Origin of the sequence: Streptomyces sp. NPDC059582 (assembly GCF_042735715.1) — a bacterium.
GTDB lineage: Bacteria > Actinomycetota > Actinomycetes > Streptomycetales > Streptomycetaceae > Streptomyces.
In genome coordinates this window covers 17,525-32,518 of sequence record NZ_JBHWCC010000035.1, presented here as the reverse complement: position 1 = coordinate 32,518, position 14,994 = coordinate 17,525, and the positions used below count along the sequence as shown (strand labels likewise).

The following is a 14,994-nucleotide window of genomic DNA, read 5'->3' as shown; positions in this document are numbered from 1 at the left end:
GAACGTCTCGAACAGTTGGGGCAGGGCATGGGACGACCTGACCTGAATCGCAGGCAACTCCTCGGCGGACTCGGCGGATTGTTCGTCGCGGGCGGCTTCGGCTTCGGCTTCGCCGCGCTGGGCACCGGCGCCGACGCGCTCGCCGCCGGCTCACGGACCCGCGTGCGGTACTGGAACCTTTTCAGCGGCGGCGACGGCTACAACATGACAAGGCGTACGCCATGCCCGCCGTAGTCATCTGCACCCTGTGGTGGACCGTCGGCTTCAGTTTCCTGCTCTACCTGGCCGCTCTCCAGGCCATCCCGGGCCACCTCTACGAGGCGGCCGAACGGGACGGCGCGAACGCCTGGCACTCCCGCTCTCCCGCCCCTCCCTCGCGGCGGTCGGCGTCTTCACCTTCATCGCGTCCTGGAACAACTTCCTGTGGCCGTACATGGTGACCAACAACCCCGACCTGACGACCATGCCCAACGGCATCGCGACCGTGATGAACTCCTACGGCATCCAGCGGGCCCAGCTGATGGCCGGCGGCCTCATGGCGGGCCTGCCGCTGATCGTCGTCTTCGTCTTCTTCCAGCGCCAGATCGTGGCGGGTGTCGCGCACCGGCCCCGCCGGTCAGTAACTCCACCTGAGGAGCTACACAGTTGAAGCGTCTCAGACTCGCGACGGTACTCGCCGCGGCCCTCCTCGCCCTCCTTCCCGCGACCGCGCGGGCCGCCGACCATCCCGACCCGCAGCCGATCACCGGCCGGCAGATCATCCACGACCCCACCGTCAGCCGCCCGAACTCCGTTCAGAACGTGGCCTATTCGACCGGCGGGATCATCGGCGCCCGCCTGTCGAGGGACAGGAAGCACTGGGACGACTCACGCAACGCCTTCGCCGCACCGCCCGACTGGTGGTACGAGTACGACGGCACAGGCGACCCCTGGGCCCCCGACATCTCCCACCGGGCCGGCCTCTACTGGCTCTATTACGCCGTCTCCTCCTGGGGCACCAACCACTCCGCGATCGGCGTGGCCACCTCCCGCTCCGGCCTGCCCGGCACCTGGAAGGACCACGGCAAGGCCTTCACCTCGGAGACGACCGACCCCTGGAACGCCATCGACCCGGCGGTCGTCCGGGCCGACGGCAGGCTCTGGATGGTGTTCGGCTCGTACTGGACCGGCATCCGCATGGTCGAACTGGACCCGGCCACGGGCAAGTCCGCGCCCGGCGCGGCCGTCCACCACCTGGCGACCCGCCCGGACGCCCCCTACGCGGTCGAAGGCCCGTACCTCCTGCGGCACGGCGACCACTGCTACCTCTTCGCCTCGTACGACGCGTGCTGCGCCGGCGTGAACTCCACGTACAGGATCAGGGTCGGCAGGTCCACGAACGTCACCGGCCCGTACGCCGACAGCGCGGGCACCCCGCTGCTGGCGGGTCACGGACGCTACGTCGGTACCGGAGGCGAGTCGGTCTTCAGGGACGAGGGCCGGGACGTCCTCGCCTACCACTACTACGACGCGGAGGACTCGGGCACCCCGAAGCTGGGCCTGAACACCCTGCACTGGACGACGGACGGCTGGCCGATCGTCCGCTAGCGGCGCCGGGCCGCGCCGGCGGCCGTCGCCCCGCGCAACCGCCAACGAAGCCGAACCACCCCATGAAAGGCGACCATGCACACCGCCCGCTTCACCCTCGACCCCGCCTTCACCGTCGGTGAGGTCAACCCCCGGCTCTTCGGATCCTTCGTCGAACACCTCGGCCGCTGTGTCTACACCGGCATCTTCGAACCGGACCACCCCACCGCCGACGACGCCGGAATCCGCACCGACGTCCTGGACCTGGTCCGTGAACTCGGCGTCACCGCCGTCCGCTATCCCGGCGGCAACTTCGTCTCCGGCTACAAGTGGGAGGACTCCGTCGGCCCCGCCGAGGACCGCCCCCGCCGCCTCGATCTGGCCTGGCACTCCACCGAGACCAACCGGTTCGGCCTCTCCGAGTACATCGCCTTCCTGCGGAAGATCGGTCCGCAGGCGGAGCCCATGATGGCCGTCAACCTCGGCACCCGCGGTGTCGCCGAGGCCCTCGAACTCCTGGAGTACGCCAACCACCCCACCGGTACCGCCCTTTCGGATCTGCGGGCCGCGCACGGTGACAAGGACCCCTTCGGCATCCGGCTGTGGTGCCTCGGCAACGAGATGGACGGCCCCTGGCAGACCGGCCACAAGACCGCCGAGGAGTACGGCCGTGTCGCCGCCGAGACCGCCCGCGCCATGCGCCAGATCGACCCGGGCGTCGAACTCGTCGCCTGTGGCTCCTCGGGGCAGTCCATGCCCACCTTCGCGGACTGGGAGGCGAAGGTGCTGGCGGAGACGTACGACCTCGTCGACCACGTCTCCCTGCACGCCTACTACGAGCCGGTCGACGGTGACGTGGACTCCTTCCTCGCCTCCGCCGTCGACATGGAGTCCTTCATCGAGAACGTGGTGGCGACCTGTGACCACGTCGGAGCGAAGCTCAAGTCCAAGAAGAGGATCAACCTTTCCTTCGACGAGTGGAACGTCTGGTACCTCTCCCGCTGGCAGGAGCGGGCCACGACGTTCGCGCAGGACGACTGGCCCGAGGCGCCGAGGCTGCTGGAGGACAACTACAGCGTCACCGACGCCGTCGTCTTCGGCTCACTGCTCATCGCCCTGCTCCGGCACGCCGACCGCGTCACCGTCGCCTGCCTCGCCCAGCTCGTCAACGTCATCGCCCCGATCCTGACCGAGCCGGGCGGCCCGGCCTGGCGCCAGACGACGTTCTTCCCCTTCGCGCAGGCCTCGCGGCACGGCCGCGGACGGGTCCTCGACGTCCGCGTCGACTCACCGACGTACGAGACGAAGAAGTACGGCGAGGCCGACCTGCTGCACGCCACGGCGGTCCGCGCCGACGACGGCGCGGTCACCGTCTTCGCCGTCAACCGCAGCAGTACCGACGCGCTTGCGCTCGAAGTCGTCCTGAGCGGCATCGACCTGAGCACGGTGGAGGAGCACAGCGCCCTCGCGGACGCCGACCCCGACGCCCGCAACACCCTCGGCGATCCGGAGCGGGTCACCCCGCACCCGGTCCGGGGCACGGCTCTCACGGACGGCACCCTGACCGCCGTACTGGAGCCGCTGTCCTGGAACGTGATCCGGCTGACCTGACCTGACCTGACCTGACCTGACCTGACCTGACCTGACCTGACCTGATCTCGCTCCGTGAACGCCCCCGTGGCCGAGTCGTCGGTACGCCGCGGCGGGGGGGGGAGGGGGAGGTGCCGGTCCCGTGGCGGGACCGGCACCGGCCGGTCAGCCCAGCGTGAACCAGGTGCTGCGGGACTTCTGCCACTCGGCGTGGTCGAGGTCCTTCGCCTCGGACCCGTCGCCGTACAGGTCGGCGTCACCGTCGTCGGTGATCAGCTGCACCCGGGCGCCGGACTGGGTGAGGTCGGGGACCGACACGATCGACTCCCAGCCGCCCGCGTCCGTGGTCGGCAGGTCCAGGACCTTCACTGGCTGGTGCGCGGTGTTGCCGTCCCAGGAGTACAGCGCGTACGGATCGGTGTTGTCGTCGGCCGCCCACGAACCGGCCAGGATCAGGAACTGACCCAGGGAGTTGGCGCGGATGTCGCGCACCGACAGGCCGCCGAGGTTCCACTGGACCGGGGTGCCGAACGTGGCGTGGGTGCCGCCGGCGACCTTGTTCATGTTGGTCACCGGCACGACGAGCGCCTGGCCGCCGCTCTGCGGCGGCACCAGCGGGGCACGGAAGCCGACGTAGGCGGTGGTGGTGCTGCCGGGGGCGAACTCCAGACCCTCGACGTTGAATCCGTCGACCGCCTTGGGGATCGAGCCGTCCTCGGCCCCGTCCGCGAAGCCGAAGCGGCCGCCGTTGTCCTCGTCCCACTTCACGAAGTCGTCGCGCAGGGTGTGACCGGCGGTGCCGAAGGCCAGCGCGGTGGAGGCGCCGGAGCCGGTCAGCTTGGTGGTGAAGACCGTGTTGCGGTCCTTCTTGTACTCGCCGTCCTTGTTGTTGCCGAGGGAACCGGTCCAGTACACGGTGCTGCCGACGAGGGTGCCTCCTTCGATGTCCACCTCCTTGTCCGCGTCGAGCGCGTCGTCGAGGTCCCAGGTCTTCACGGGAGCCCCGGAGACGCTGCCGTTGTACAGCCGCAGGGTGTTGTCCTCGTCGTTGGCGACGAGGAGGTAGCCGCCACCCACGGAGACCGCGGCGGAGGCGTCGCTGGCGCCGGTCAGGTAGCGGGCGTCGGCGGAGTGCTGCACGGTCGGCGACGCGGCGTAGTGCAGGGTGGTGGTCGCGGTCTTGCCGCCCAGACCGGTGACCTTCAGCGTGAGATCGGTGTAGCCCTGGCCCCGGGCCGCCACGGTCAGCGTGCGGGTGCCCGCGGTGCCGGTGACCGTGACGTCGGTGGCCGCGGCGACGGTGGACTTGCTGGTCTTCGACACGGCCACGGTGAGGGCGGAGGCGTCGGCGCCGCTCTGGGCGACGGTCACGGTGACGATCGGGTCGGCGGTCGCGCCGACGGCGCCGGAGAGGTAGGACGTGGACAGCTTGATCGTCGGCGTGCCGTAGCTCGCTGCGTGCACGGGCGCGGCGGTTGCCGCTGCGGACATCAGCACGGTTGCGGTGGCGAGCGCCACCCTGCGCACGGACAGCGGAGAAGCAGGGGGTATCGAGCGCACGGTCGGTTCCTTTCGGCGACACGTCCTGACGCATCCGGCCACAGACGGCGTCGGATGCCGTCGAGCAGAGTTCAACGCGCCGCTCAACAAAGGGCCGCGGTCATGGGTCGGGCAGGCGAACAGCAGCCGTCAGATGATCTTCGAGGTGCGGCCGTGACGGTGAACATCGCACGGATGAAGGGGAGTTATCGAAGGCCGAGAGGACGGATGCCGCCTTGACGCGTGTCACGTGAGACATGGCTGGAATCGTTTGTCGGTTTGGAGGGTGACGGCGCAACGCCGGGTGAACCGCGGTGGTCCAGGTGCCGGAATGACTTCCGAATCCGGTGGAACTCCCGAAGCGCACCCAAGGGGAAGAGGGGGTGCTTCGGGAGCCGCGTGGCCGTCGCCGCGCTCCTTGCCGGTCCGTGGTCCGTGAGGTTGGAGTGACACCGTGAGCAAGGTAGGGGTGTGGAGGGGACAGCTCTCTTCAACACGCCGCTCGGTGCGCTGATCGCCTGGACCGCGTCCGCCTTCTTCGAGCGGCGCCGCCGGCTGAGGGGCAGCATGCAGCGAGCGAGGGAGGACCGTCGGTCCGCCTACCCAGCGTTCCTCGTCGCCACGGCGGCGGGCGAGACGTCGATGGACGTAGCCCGGGGCCATGACAACGACGCGACCGCGTCCGCCCGATCCGGCACCGTACTGCGGGACAGCAGTGTGCTCTTCCGCAGGCGGGAACCCTCCCTGGTCGCCGACGAGTCGGTGCTGGACGAGGTCACTCGTACGGTCGCTCTGCTGCGAACGTACCGTGATGTCGTCGCCCAGGGCCTGCTCTTCGAGGCCGAGGAGGTCCAGCAGGCCCGCGCCGCCTTCGATGAGCGGCGGGACCGGTTGACACGGGTGATGCGAGAGTCGCTGTAAAGGGCACTTGCTGCCCGCCATGCGCGGGCAGGCCCAACAGGACGGCAGCCACCCCACTCTGCCCAAGTGCCGGTCGGCGGAGCTGCCGTCAGGCGGACTGTTCCTTGTCCTGGTCGGCCTCCGCGGTCGGCTTCGGGGCTTCGGGTGCGGTGTAGAAGACGGACGTGCCCTGCTTGCTGCGGTGGGCCTGGTTCTTGGCCACGAGTCCCTCGAGCGTGGTACGCACGACCGTCGCCTTGATGGTGCGCTCGGGGTGTGCCTGCCCCAGGGCGTTGGTGATCTCGGCCGCGGAGCGCGGTTCGGCCTGCGCGTTGAGGTACTCGCGGACGATGTCGACGAGTGTGGGCCGCGAGGTCGGCGTGACCGCGGCCGCGGCCTCGGTCTCGCTCTTCTTGGCGCTCGACTTGCTGCCGGCGGCGGTGGACTTCTTGGTCCGCGGTGTCTTGGCCGCGGCCGCCTTGGTCGTGCTCGCCTTGGCCGTGCCGGCCTTGGCGGCGGTCTTCGTGCGGGGAGCGGGCACCGCGGCGGCGGGCTCGGACACCGGCTCGGCCGGCGCCGCCGAGACGCCGAGGGCCTGCCGGACGTTCTCCAGGACGGAGTGATCCTGCTGGAGAACGGCCAACTGCTCCTGCAGCGCGGCGATTTCGCTGCCGATGCGCTCCTGCTCCTTGAGGTTGCGCTCAAGGTCACCTGCCACCTGAGTGGCGTACTGCGATGTCAATCCGGTGGTCCCGGCGGTGGTTTCGGACATGATGCTAATGATGCTCACAACCCTTCGTGTGCCTGGAGGCCGCGTGAGGCAGGCTCGCAGGCGTATGCGGAACCAAATGCGTGTGCCATCTCGGCTGGTTCGGTAAAGGCGGCAGCAATTACTGAAGCACAGCCGTGTTGTAGCGATACTACGGAAGACAGCTGTGTGTTGTTCGCTTTCGGCATGGCCGAGAATCAACTCGCCTCGTCGATGACGATTCCGGACCACGGCAGCGTCCCGCCGAAACACCACTTCGTGAAGAGCCGACCTGTGTCGTCAAAGACGCGAAGGTGGTCTGGACCATCGCGCTGCCGAGCTCTGTTCATGGCGAGCGCCGGTCATGTGGTGTGTTCCGTCGGCACACATGTTTGTGGCATTCCTGGTTGTCGGCCATGAAGGCCGACAGGAGTGAAGATGGAAGAACACAGTTGCCCTGTCGGGGTGCCCTCGAGGCGCCCAGGAGACCGGGTGACCAGCGGCTCTGCGGCCTCCTGGGCGGGTCAACCGCCCCCGGACCTGGAGCAGAGGAGAGCCCTTATGAATGACTTCGTTCAGCGACTGCGCGCGTCACCCGACGCGGCGGCCCACGCTCCGGCACGGTCCACCGCCTTTGCCGCCGACTTCGGTCTGCTTCTCATCCGACTCACTTTCGGTCTGCTGATGGCAGGGCACGGCGCCCAGAAAGTCTTCGGTCTGTTCGGCGGCGACGGCCTCACCGCCACCGGCAAGGGCTTCGCCGCGCTGGGGTACCGGCCTGGCAAGGTCTATGCCGCCATCGGCGGGGCGTCCGAACTCCTGGGAGGTCTCGGCCTGGCTCTCGGACTGTTCACGCCGCTGGCGGCGGCCGCCTTGATCGGCGTGATGATCAACGCCATGGCGACCGTCACCGGGGCCCACGGTTTGTGGGAAACCGAGGGAGGCATCGAGTACAACCTGTGCATCGCCGTCGTCGCCTTGGCCATCGCCGCCATCGGCCCCGGAAAGCTGGCCCTGGACCGCCCCTTCCGCTGGGGCAAGGGGGGCTGGCTCGAAGCCGCTCTCGCCTTGTTCCTCGGTGGCATCGGCGCCGCCATCGTGCTGATCCTCTGACCGGGATCACCCGCTCGACAACCAGTGACTGGTTACTTGACGCACCACGGGTCGTGGCTGGTCTCAGGTGGGGGGCAGGCGGGTGCCGATGACCACGCTGAGGTCTGCTGCCAGGCGGATTTCGGTTGCTCGGAGTCCGGGGTGTTCGAACCAGTGCAGTCGCGGCGCGTCGGGGGCGCCGTCGAAGTGGGGCGGCCATGACGTGGCCGGAGTGAAGTCGTCGATCACCACCGTGCCGCCGGCGGTGAGCAGGCGAGCGGGGTCCGCGGCGCCGTCGCCCTTGGCCTGACCACCGCCGTCGAGCACGAGCAGGTCGTACGGGCCGTGCTCTTCGATGCGTCGCCAGTCGCCGTGGAGCACCTCGACGTGGTCGTGGTCCCGGAAGACCTCGGCGGCGATGCGGGCTCGTTCGGGGTCACGTTCGACGCTGGTCAGTCGCGTTCCCGGGACCGCGCCGGAAGCCAGCCAGGCCAGGCCCACACCACAGCCTGTTCCGGTCTCCGCGATGTTGTGGGGCGCGCCCGCCGCCAGCACCTGGAGCAGACGTCCCTGTTCCGGTCGGCAGGAGAAGGCGAATCCGTGCCTGCGCGCCGCCTCGACGGCCCGCTGGACGAGCGCGGGCAGTGTGTCGTCGTTCTGGTGGGCGTCGGTTCCCTGAAGCGACATGGCGAGCATTATGCAGCCGTGCAGCCGTGCAGCCGTGCAGCCGTGCAGCCGTGCAGCCGTGCAGCCGTGAGCCGGCGTCGGCGGTGGTGGGTGAGGGGCCGGCTAGCCTTGCGGCAGGTCGGGGTCCTGGTCCTGCTCCTGGTAGGAGTACCGCTGCCCCCGCCAGGGGTCGGCGACGTTGTGATAGCCGCGTTCCTCCCAGAAGCCGCGCCGGTCAGCGGTCATGTACTCGATGCCGCGCAGCCACTTGGGGCCCTTGTAGCCGAAGAGGTGGGGGACCACCAGGCGAAGCGGAAAGCCGTGTTCGGCGGTGAGGGGCTCGCCGTTGTGGTGGGTGGCCATGAGGGTCCGGGAAGAGGTGAAGTCGCTCAGCCGGAGGTTGGCGGAGTAGCCGTACTCCGCCCAGGCCATGACGTGTGTGACGTCCGGCGCCGGTGGGACCAGGGCCGGTATCGCGGTGGCGGGGATGCCGTACCACTCGTGGTCGGTGGAGGTGGGGCCGCTCGCGCAGTGGAGGTCCGCGACGACCGTCGCGCGGGGCAGTGAGGTCAGCTCGTCGAAGGTCCACTCGTGCACGTCGCCGGAGGCGGTGGCGCCGAAGACGCGCAGGTTCCAGCGTTCGGGGCGGAAACGCGGCACGGGGCCGTAGTGGGAGACCGGCCAGCCGTGCACATGACGCTGGCCGGGTGGAATGCGAAGGGCGGCGCTCGACGTGCCGGGCCCGCTGGAAGGGTCGCTCGCCACTGTGCGCTCCCTCTTCGTCGGCCGCCGGTCTGCTCCCCGGTCTTCCCGAGCAGCGTAAAGGTTCATGTCGTGTGATGCCGCGGGCGGGGTTCCGGATGGTCCACGGCATCGGGTGCGTCGCGTCGCGGGCCGGCCGTCCCCCTTCGCGTGGCGGGCTCACACCGTCGCGAGGGAGACCTCGGTCGACTTCAGCAGGGCGACGACCGAGGATCCGGCCCGGAGCCCGAGATCGGTGACGGCCTCCTCGGTGATCGCGGCGGTCAGCTCACCGCCGTCGACCGTGACCTTCACGGACGCCATGGCGCCGCCGGTGGTGACGTCGGTGACCGTGCCGGGCAGCTGATTGCGGATGGACAGGCCCTGCACCGGGCCGGTGGCGAGGGCGACCTCGGTGGCCTTGACCAGGGCACGTACGGCGGAGCCCTCGACGAGGCCCAGCTCCCTCACGGACTCCAGCGTGACGGCCGCGGTGAGGTCCTGACCGCCGTCGAGGCGTACTTTGACCGTCGCCATGACCGCGCCGGGGTTGATCGCGGTGACGGTGCCGGGGATCTGGTTGCGGATGCTCAAGCTCATGGCGGCACACCTCATGGCTGTCGGGGGCGGGCGGCGGCCGGCCGGGTGCCTGCCGTCAGCTCAAACTAACCGGACCGGGAGTGAACGGCGGGCAGCCCTTCCCATCCGCCAGGTACGTGTCCGACGGACGCTCGCACATGAGAGGTGAGAGGTGTCCGTGCGTTCCGACTCCACCGGACACGCACCGAAACCCGACGCGCGCCGAAACCCGACGCGCACCGAAACCCGACGCGCACCGAATCCGGACACCTGCCGCACCGGGCACGGCGCACCCGGACACCCCGCCCCACCCGGACATGCACCGGACCCGGACACCCCGCCCACCCGGACACGCGCCGCCCACGGACCACGCGCCCCGCCGACGCCGCGGAACCGCGTCCACATCGACATCGGGCCGTCACCGCTCCCGGTCGACGCCTTCGCCCGCGAAGGTTAGTATCCGCCCCCAAGTACTGCTGAAGTGACGGCTGTTGCTTCATGGACTGACGGGCGCCGTCCGCGGACGGCCGTGCCGGACCGCCCCGCGGGAGACCGCCGAGCGGCGCCGCGCACCGCACCGACCGCCGGCCGCGCCACCCCCCACCCGCGCACCACCGCTCGCACGCAGAGGACCCATGCCGAACAACAGAATTGTCCAGTACCTGACAGGAGTGGCGTCGGCCGTGCTCCTGCTGGCCACGGCTCCGGGGGCGGTCGCCGCCGCCCCGGGAGCCGAGGGCCCCACCGCACGGACCGCCGCCGCGGCGGCAGCCGCCTGGCAGCCGCCCCTTTCGACGCGGGGCCGGTACATCGTCGACGCGGCCGGAAACCGCTTCCGGCTGAAGTCGGCCAACTGGGACGGCGCGCAGGGATCCTGGACGGGCAGTGGCGACATCACCGATCCCGCCGGCCATCACGCCGGCCAGAACTCCTACGGCATACCCCTCGGCCTGGACCGAGTTCCCCTGACCGGACTGCTCGCCGATTTCCACGCACTCGGCATCAACAGCATCCGGCTGCCCTTCTCCAACGAGATGATCCACACCACCGCCGCCGTGCCGGACGCCGCGGTCGTGGCCAATCCGCAGTTGCGCGGCAGGACGCCGTTGCAGATCTTCGACTCCGTGGTGGCCGCTCTCACCCAGGACGGTTTCGCGGTCGTCCTCAACAACCACACCAACACTTCCCGCTGGTGCTGCGGCATCGACGGCAACGAGCGGTGGAACAGCGGCCAGGACACTCGACGCTGGGCCGACGACTGGGTCTTCATGGCCCGCCGCTACGCCTCCGACCCCCGCGTGGTGGGCGCCGACCTCTACAACGAGGTACGCCGGGACATCCTGGACGATCCCAACTGGGGCGCGGGCGACGCCCACGACTGGTACGCGGCCGCCCAACTCGCCGCCGACCGTATCCTCACCGAGGCCAACCCCGACCTGCTCATCGTCATCGAGGGGATCAACTGGACCGGTCTGCCCGTCGACGGCCTCCCGCACGGCCGACCCGCACTCACCCCGGCACGTACGCTCTCGCACACCCTCGTGGCCTCCGACAAGCTGGTGTATTCGGCACACTTCTACGGTTACACGGGACCACGGCACAGCGGTGCGACCGGCATCGGCGAGACCCACGACGCCCGCTACCAGGACCTCACCCTCGACGAACTCCACCAAGCCCTCTACGACGAGGCCTTCTTCGTCTCCGAGGAGGCCGGCCGGCACTTCACCGCACCCCTGTGGATCAGCGAGTTCGGCATCGGAGCCAACGAGACCGGCGGCGCGGCCCGCACCTGGTTCGGCAACGTGACCGACTACTTCGCAGACCACGACGTGGACTTCGCGTACTGGCCACTGGTCGGATGGGAGGGCCACGACGACTGGGCCCTGCTGCGCTATGACACCGACGGCCACAGGCACGGTCTCCTCGACCAGACCGACTGGCGCAACGCCGGATGGACCCGCCTCATGACCTACCCGACCCGCACCGGGTCCGTCGCCGCGGTGCCCACCTGGCACATGCTCGCCACCGACCACGGCGACTACGTCCAGTCGCTGCGGGTACGGGCCGGCGGAGACTGGGACCAGGGCGCCTCCAAGGCCGCCTGCCCCGACGGGTCCCGGCTGATCGGCCTCGGCCACACGGCGGGCCGGGGACTGTGCACCGACGTCACCGCGGGTGACCTCCGCGCCGCGACCAGCACCCAGACGGTCGTCACCGACGAACGCAACGTCCCGCAGGGCGGCGACTGGGCCTCGGGCTACACCAAGTTCCAGTGCCCCTCCGGCTCCTTCCTGATCGGCTACAGCCGCCGCGCCGGCCGTGTGTCGGCGGCCCTGTGCGCCCCGGCCCGCACCTCCCTGGGTGTCACGGGCCGGACCGTGTGGTTCGACCGGTCCGACAACCGGCCCGCCGGTGCCTCCGGTGGGGACTTCGCCCACGGGGACTACAAGGGCCAGTGCGCGGACGACGAGTACGCCGCCGGGATCGCGTTCACCACACGGGTGGGCAGCACCGCGGGACCCGCGGCGCTGCTCTGCCGCCGCCTGTCCTGACGGGCGTGCCTCGGCCGGGTGGCGGTGCCGGATCGGCTTCCCCTGGCCGAGGCTGAGCCCCGCCCCGACAATGGCCGAATGGCACGTGAATCAGGCTCACGGATCCCTCAGGGGTCCGTGAGCCCCGGACATTACGGTGAGCACCTGTTCCGCCCGCAGGACGAGGGCGAGGCGGAACGGATCGACCTCGGCGCGCTCGTGTACGACGCCACGACGATCGCGCGGCTGCGGCAGCTGGGGGCCGGCCCCGGCTGGCGCTGCCTCGACGTGGGCGCCGGAACCGGCACGGTGGCGCGCTCACTGCTGCGGGAAGCGCGCGTCACCGAGGTCGTGGCGGTGGACCGGGACATCCGCTTCCTCACGGGCGAGCCCGTCGCGGGGCTGACCGCGGTCGAGGCGAATGTGACCTCCGACCGCATCGAGCAGGGTCTCTTCGATCTCGTGCACGCCAGGTTCGTGCTGATGCACCTGCCGTCCCCCGCCGCGATGGTCGAGCGGCTCGCCGGGCTGCTCAAGCCGGGGGGCGTCCTCGTGCTGAGCGACACGGTCGACCTGACCGGCGACGATGCTCCCGACTCGCCGTACACCCTGGCCATGCGGGCGATGTGGCGGGGGCTGCGTGCGTCGATCGGCACCGACGTCTCGTGGGTACCGCGTCTTCCCGAGCTCATGCTGGCCGCCGGGCTGGACTCCGTGGCCGCCGAGATCCATGTGCCGCCCCTGACGCCGGGCAGTCCCATCAGCCGGTTCTGGGCCCGGACCTGGGACAGGTCACGTGCCGCGATGGTGGCGACGGGCCTGGTGGACGACGCCGCGATCGACGAGGCCGTGCGCCGGCTGGATTCTCCGACGTACGCCGGACTGTCTCCCGGGATGCTGACCGGGTGGGGCTGGAAGCCCGTGGTGTAGCCCGTACCGGATCTCCTGCCGCCCTCGGGCGACGTGAACCGGCCCGGCGCCCCGACCTGGTGACATGTGTTCACTATGGTGACCTTCTGCGTGGATCCTCCGTGGATGGGATGGAGCTGGTCGTGGCGTTCGCCGAGTCGGCCGGAGACGGGAAGGCGCCCCCTCCTGAGCCGACGGCGGACTCCGGGCGGCGACGGTCCCTGGCGCCGCTGCTGGCGGTGTGCGCCGGGTATTTCATGGTGATCCTGGACGTGACGGTCATCAACGTCGCCGTGCCGGTGATGGGCCGCGAACTGTCCGCCTCGCTCACGGGCATCCAGTGGATCACGGACGGCTACACCATGGTCTTCGCGGGCTTGCTGATGACCGGGGGAGTGCTGGGCGACCGGCTGGGCAACCGCCGGGTCTTCTGCTGGGGCGTACTGGTGTTCACCGTGTCATCGGCCGCGTGCGCGTTCGCCCCGAGTACCGCGTTCCTGGTGGTGGCCCGTTTGGTGGAAGGGCTCGGGGCGGCGCTGATCGTGCCCGGCTCCCTGGCCCTGCTCCAGCAGACCTACCCGACGCCGGCCGAACGGTCGCGGGCATTCGGGCTGTGGGGCTCGATGGCGGGGGTCGCGGCTTCCGCCGGGCCGTTGCTGGGCGGAGTGCTGGTCTCCACGGTGGGCTGGCGATGGGTCTTCCTCGTCAACCTTCCGGTCGGGGCGCTCTGCCTGCTGCTGACCCTGCGCCATGTGACGCCCTCGCCCCGGCGCGGCGCCCGGACGCTGGACTGGCCGGCGCAGTGCGCGATCGTGGCGGCGGTGGCCCTGCTGACCAGCGCGCTGAACGAGGCCGGGCGGCGCGGCTGGTCGGATCCGGCCGTTCTCGCCGGACTGGGCCTGGCCGCGCTGGCAGCCGCCGGGTTCGCGGTGCGCGAGCGGCTGGCGCGCTCCCCGGTCCTTCCGCTGCGCCTGCTGCGCTCTCGCGCGATGAGCGGCACAGCCCTCATCGGTTTGCTGTTCAACTTCGGCTTCTACGGCATGGTGTTCACCGCCAGTCTCGACTTCCAGCACCAGCGTGGCTTCAGCGCGCTGAAGACCGGGGTGGCGCTGTTCCCGGCGGTGGCGATGACCATGTTCGCCTCGGTGCTGTCGGGGCGGCTGACCCGCCGCACCGGCGACCGTCCGCTGGTGGTCCTGGGCATGCTGGTGGCCGCGCTGGGGCTGGCGGGCTGGGCCGCGGCGGGAGCAGAGCCCGACTACTGGCTGCTGGTGGTTCCGATGATGGCCGCGGGGTTCGGCACCTCCTTCGCCCTGACCGGTGCGACCGCCACCGTGATGGGCGCGGCGCCGCCGGAGTACTCGGGAGCCGCCTCCGCCCTGTTCAACACCGCCCGCCAGATCGGCAGCGCCACCGGCGTGGCACTGGGAGGCAGCCTGCTCGCCACCGGAACCGACTACGGCACCGGTTTGCGTACCAGCATGGCCGTCGGCGCGCTCGCCTACCTGATCTCCGCAGGGTGCGCGGGGCTCTGCGTGCCGACGAGGCGCGAGGAGGCGTAGGGCGGTCGATCCGGCCGCCGGACGTCGCGCGCTCGCGGCGTCACACCGGGGGAGGTCACCGTAGCCGCCGACGAGAGCCGAGTCCCCTGCCGGCCGATCTGCGCGGCCCGCTCAGCCCGCTCAGCCCGCTCAGCCCGCTCAGCCCGCTCCGCCCGCTCCGTCCGCCCGCTCCGCCCGCCCGCCCGGGGCGGCCGTCCGGTCCGCTGCCGCCACGGCACCGCCGCACGGCTGCCGGGAGGGACGCATGGCGGAAGGCAACTCCGTTGCGAAAGTGGCCAGTTCATCACCGTCCGGCGCGGAGGACCCCGCGCGCGGAGCCGCGGCGGACCGTGTGCAGCGGCGGCGGACCGTGCGTACGACAGGTCGAGCCGCGGTCGGCGAGATGCTCCGGATGCCGCCGCCCGGTGCGCTCACGGACCCTCTGACGTGCGCTTTTATACCATTTTGTCGCCCAAGGTGACGAGTGGCGGGTGCGGGATTAGGCTTTTCGTGTGAAAGCCGCGACGCGCGGTACGCCGGTCGACTAGGTTCCACGACCACGCGGAACCCGGTCAGCGTCCATCCGCGAGAC

At 70.5% G+C, this 14,994-nt stretch carries 12 protein-coding genes and 2 pseudogenes; 9 read left to right on the top strand and 5 right to left on the bottom strand.

The genetic code is table 11. The features are described 5' to 3' along the window. Positions 1–27: 27 nt before the first annotated feature. From ACFV0T_RS26925 to ACFV0T_RS26910, 4 genes and pseudogenes are all read left to right on the top strand, one after another. Positions 28–207: pseudogene (locus tag ACFV0T_RS26925) on the top strand (sugar transporter); the annotation flags it as partial. A gap of 86 nt (positions 208–293) precedes the next feature. Beyond that, a pseudogene (locus tag ACFV0T_RS26920) lies at positions 294–649 on the top strand (carbohydrate ABC transporter permease); the annotation flags it as partial. Next, positions 646–1,587, top strand: coding sequence for an arabinan endo-1,5-alpha-L-arabinosidase (locus ACFV0T_RS26915; protein ID WP_385784156.1), 942 nt, complete (start codon positions 646–648; stop codon positions 1,585–1,587). The pseudogene ACFV0T_RS26920 and the gene ACFV0T_RS26915, both read left to right, overlap by 4 nt. 75 nt (positions 1,588–1,662) lie before the next feature. Further along, on the top strand, positions 1,663–3,177 hold the full coding sequence (locus ACFV0T_RS26910; RefSeq protein ID WP_385784153.1) for an alpha-N-arabinofuranosidase: 1,515 nt from the start codon (positions 1,663–1,665) through the stop codon (positions 3,175–3,177). A 144-nt stretch (positions 3,178–3,321) separates the two neighbouring features. Here ACFV0T_RS26910 and ACFV0T_RS26905 read toward each other — a convergent pair whose 3' ends face one another. Further along, on the bottom strand, positions 3,322–4,647 hold the full coding sequence (locus ACFV0T_RS26905) for a hypothetical protein (RefSeq protein ID WP_385784303.1): 1,326 nt from the start codon (positions 4,645–4,647) through the stop codon (positions 3,322–3,324). 519 nt (positions 4,648–5,166) lie between these two features. Here ACFV0T_RS26905 and ACFV0T_RS26900 point away from each other — a divergent pair. After that, on the top strand, positions 5,167–5,616 hold the full coding sequence (locus ACFV0T_RS26900; RefSeq protein WP_385784150.1) for a hypothetical protein: 450 nt from the start codon (positions 5,167–5,169) through the stop codon (positions 5,614–5,616). A gap of 88 nt (positions 5,617–5,704) precedes the next feature. On the opposite strand, the gene ACFV0T_RS26895 is transcribed toward ACFV0T_RS26900, so the two are convergent. Next, on the bottom strand, positions 5,705–6,367 hold the full coding sequence (locus ACFV0T_RS26895) for a hypothetical protein (protein ID WP_385784147.1): 663 nt from the start codon (positions 6,365–6,367) through the stop codon (positions 5,705–5,707). Positions 6,368–6,904: 537 nt separating this feature from the next. Here ACFV0T_RS26895 and ACFV0T_RS26890 point away from each other — a divergent pair. Further along, a complete protein-coding gene (locus ACFV0T_RS26890; RefSeq protein WP_385784144.1) occupies positions 6,905–7,456 on the top strand; it encodes a DoxX family protein in 552 nt (183 codons plus the stop codon). 63 nt (positions 7,457–7,519) lie between these two features. On the opposite strand, the gene ACFV0T_RS26885 is transcribed toward ACFV0T_RS26890, so the two are convergent. The 3 genes from ACFV0T_RS26885 to ACFV0T_RS26875 all read right to left on the bottom strand — a co-directional run bounded on the left by ACFV0T_RS26885 (position 7,520) and on the right by ACFV0T_RS26875 (position 9,442). Then, positions 7,520–8,122 (bottom strand): O-methyltransferase, encoded by a 603-nt coding sequence (locus tag ACFV0T_RS26885; protein WP_385784142.1) that lies wholly within the window; start codon positions 8,120–8,122, stop codon positions 7,520–7,522. A 102-nt stretch (positions 8,123–8,224) separates the two neighbouring features. Next, positions 8,225–8,866 (bottom strand): molybdopterin-dependent oxidoreductase, encoded by a 642-nt coding sequence (locus ACFV0T_RS26880; RefSeq protein WP_385784139.1) that lies wholly within the window; start codon positions 8,864–8,866, stop codon positions 8,225–8,227. A gap of 156 nt (positions 8,867–9,022) precedes the next feature. Continuing rightward, on the bottom strand, positions 9,023–9,442 hold the full coding sequence (locus ACFV0T_RS26875) for a molybdopterin-binding protein (RefSeq protein ID WP_385784137.1): 420 nt from the start codon (positions 9,440–9,442) through the stop codon (positions 9,023–9,025). Positions 9,443–10,056: 614 nt separating this feature from the next. Here ACFV0T_RS26875 and ACFV0T_RS26870 point away from each other — a divergent pair. The 3 genes from ACFV0T_RS26870 (at position 10,057) to ACFV0T_RS26860 (ending at position 14,423) form a co-directional block, all read left to right on the top strand. Further along, the gene (locus ACFV0T_RS26870; protein WP_385784134.1) at positions 10,057–11,973 is read left to right on the top strand and encodes a glycoside hydrolase family 5 protein; all 1,917 of its coding nucleotides are present in this window, start codon (positions 10,057–10,059) and stop codon (positions 11,971–11,973) included. Between the two features lie 78 nt (positions 11,974–12,051). Further along, positions 12,052–12,882 (top strand): class I SAM-dependent methyltransferase, encoded by an 831-nt coding sequence (locus ACFV0T_RS26865; RefSeq protein WP_385784131.1) that lies wholly within the window; start codon positions 12,052–12,054, stop codon positions 12,880–12,882. 110 nt (positions 12,883–12,992) lie between these two features. Further along, positions 12,993–14,423, top strand: coding sequence for an MFS transporter (locus ACFV0T_RS26860; protein ID WP_385784301.1), 1,431 nt, complete (start codon positions 12,993–12,995; stop codon positions 14,421–14,423). Positions 14,424–14,994: the final 571 nt, after the last annotated feature.

Coding starts and splice junctions, on each gene's coding strand:
- ACFV0T_RS26860 (WP_385784301.1), top strand. CDS start 12,993: ATGGAGCTGGTCGTGGCGTTCGCCGAGTCGGCCGGAGACGGGAAGGCG.
- ACFV0T_RS26885 (WP_385784142.1), bottom strand. CDS start 8,122: ATGTCGCTTCAGGGAACCGACGCCCACCAGAACGACGACACACTGCCC.
- ACFV0T_RS26895 (WP_385784147.1), bottom strand. CDS start 6,367: ATGTCCGAAACCACCGCCGGGACCACCGGATTGACATCGCAGTACGCC.
- ACFV0T_RS26905 (WP_385784303.1), bottom strand. CDS start 4,647: ATGTCCGCAGCGGCAACCGCCGCGCCCGTGCACGCAGCGAGCTACGGC.
- ACFV0T_RS26870 (WP_385784134.1), top strand. CDS start 10,057: ATGCCGAACAACAGAATTGTCCAGTACCTGACAGGAGTGGCGTCGGCC.
- ACFV0T_RS26875 (WP_385784137.1), bottom strand. CDS start 9,442: ATGAGCTTGAGCATCCGCAACCAGATCCCCGGCACCGTCACCGCGATC.
- ACFV0T_RS26865 (WP_385784131.1), top strand. CDS start 12,052: ATGGCACGTGAATCAGGCTCACGGATCCCTCAGGGGTCCGTGAGCCCC.
- ACFV0T_RS26910 (WP_385784153.1), top strand. CDS start 1,663: ATGCACACCGCCCGCTTCACCCTCGACCCCGCCTTCACCGTCGGTGAG.
- ACFV0T_RS26890 (WP_385784144.1), top strand. CDS start 6,905: ATGAATGACTTCGTTCAGCGACTGCGCGCGTCACCCGACGCGGCGGCC.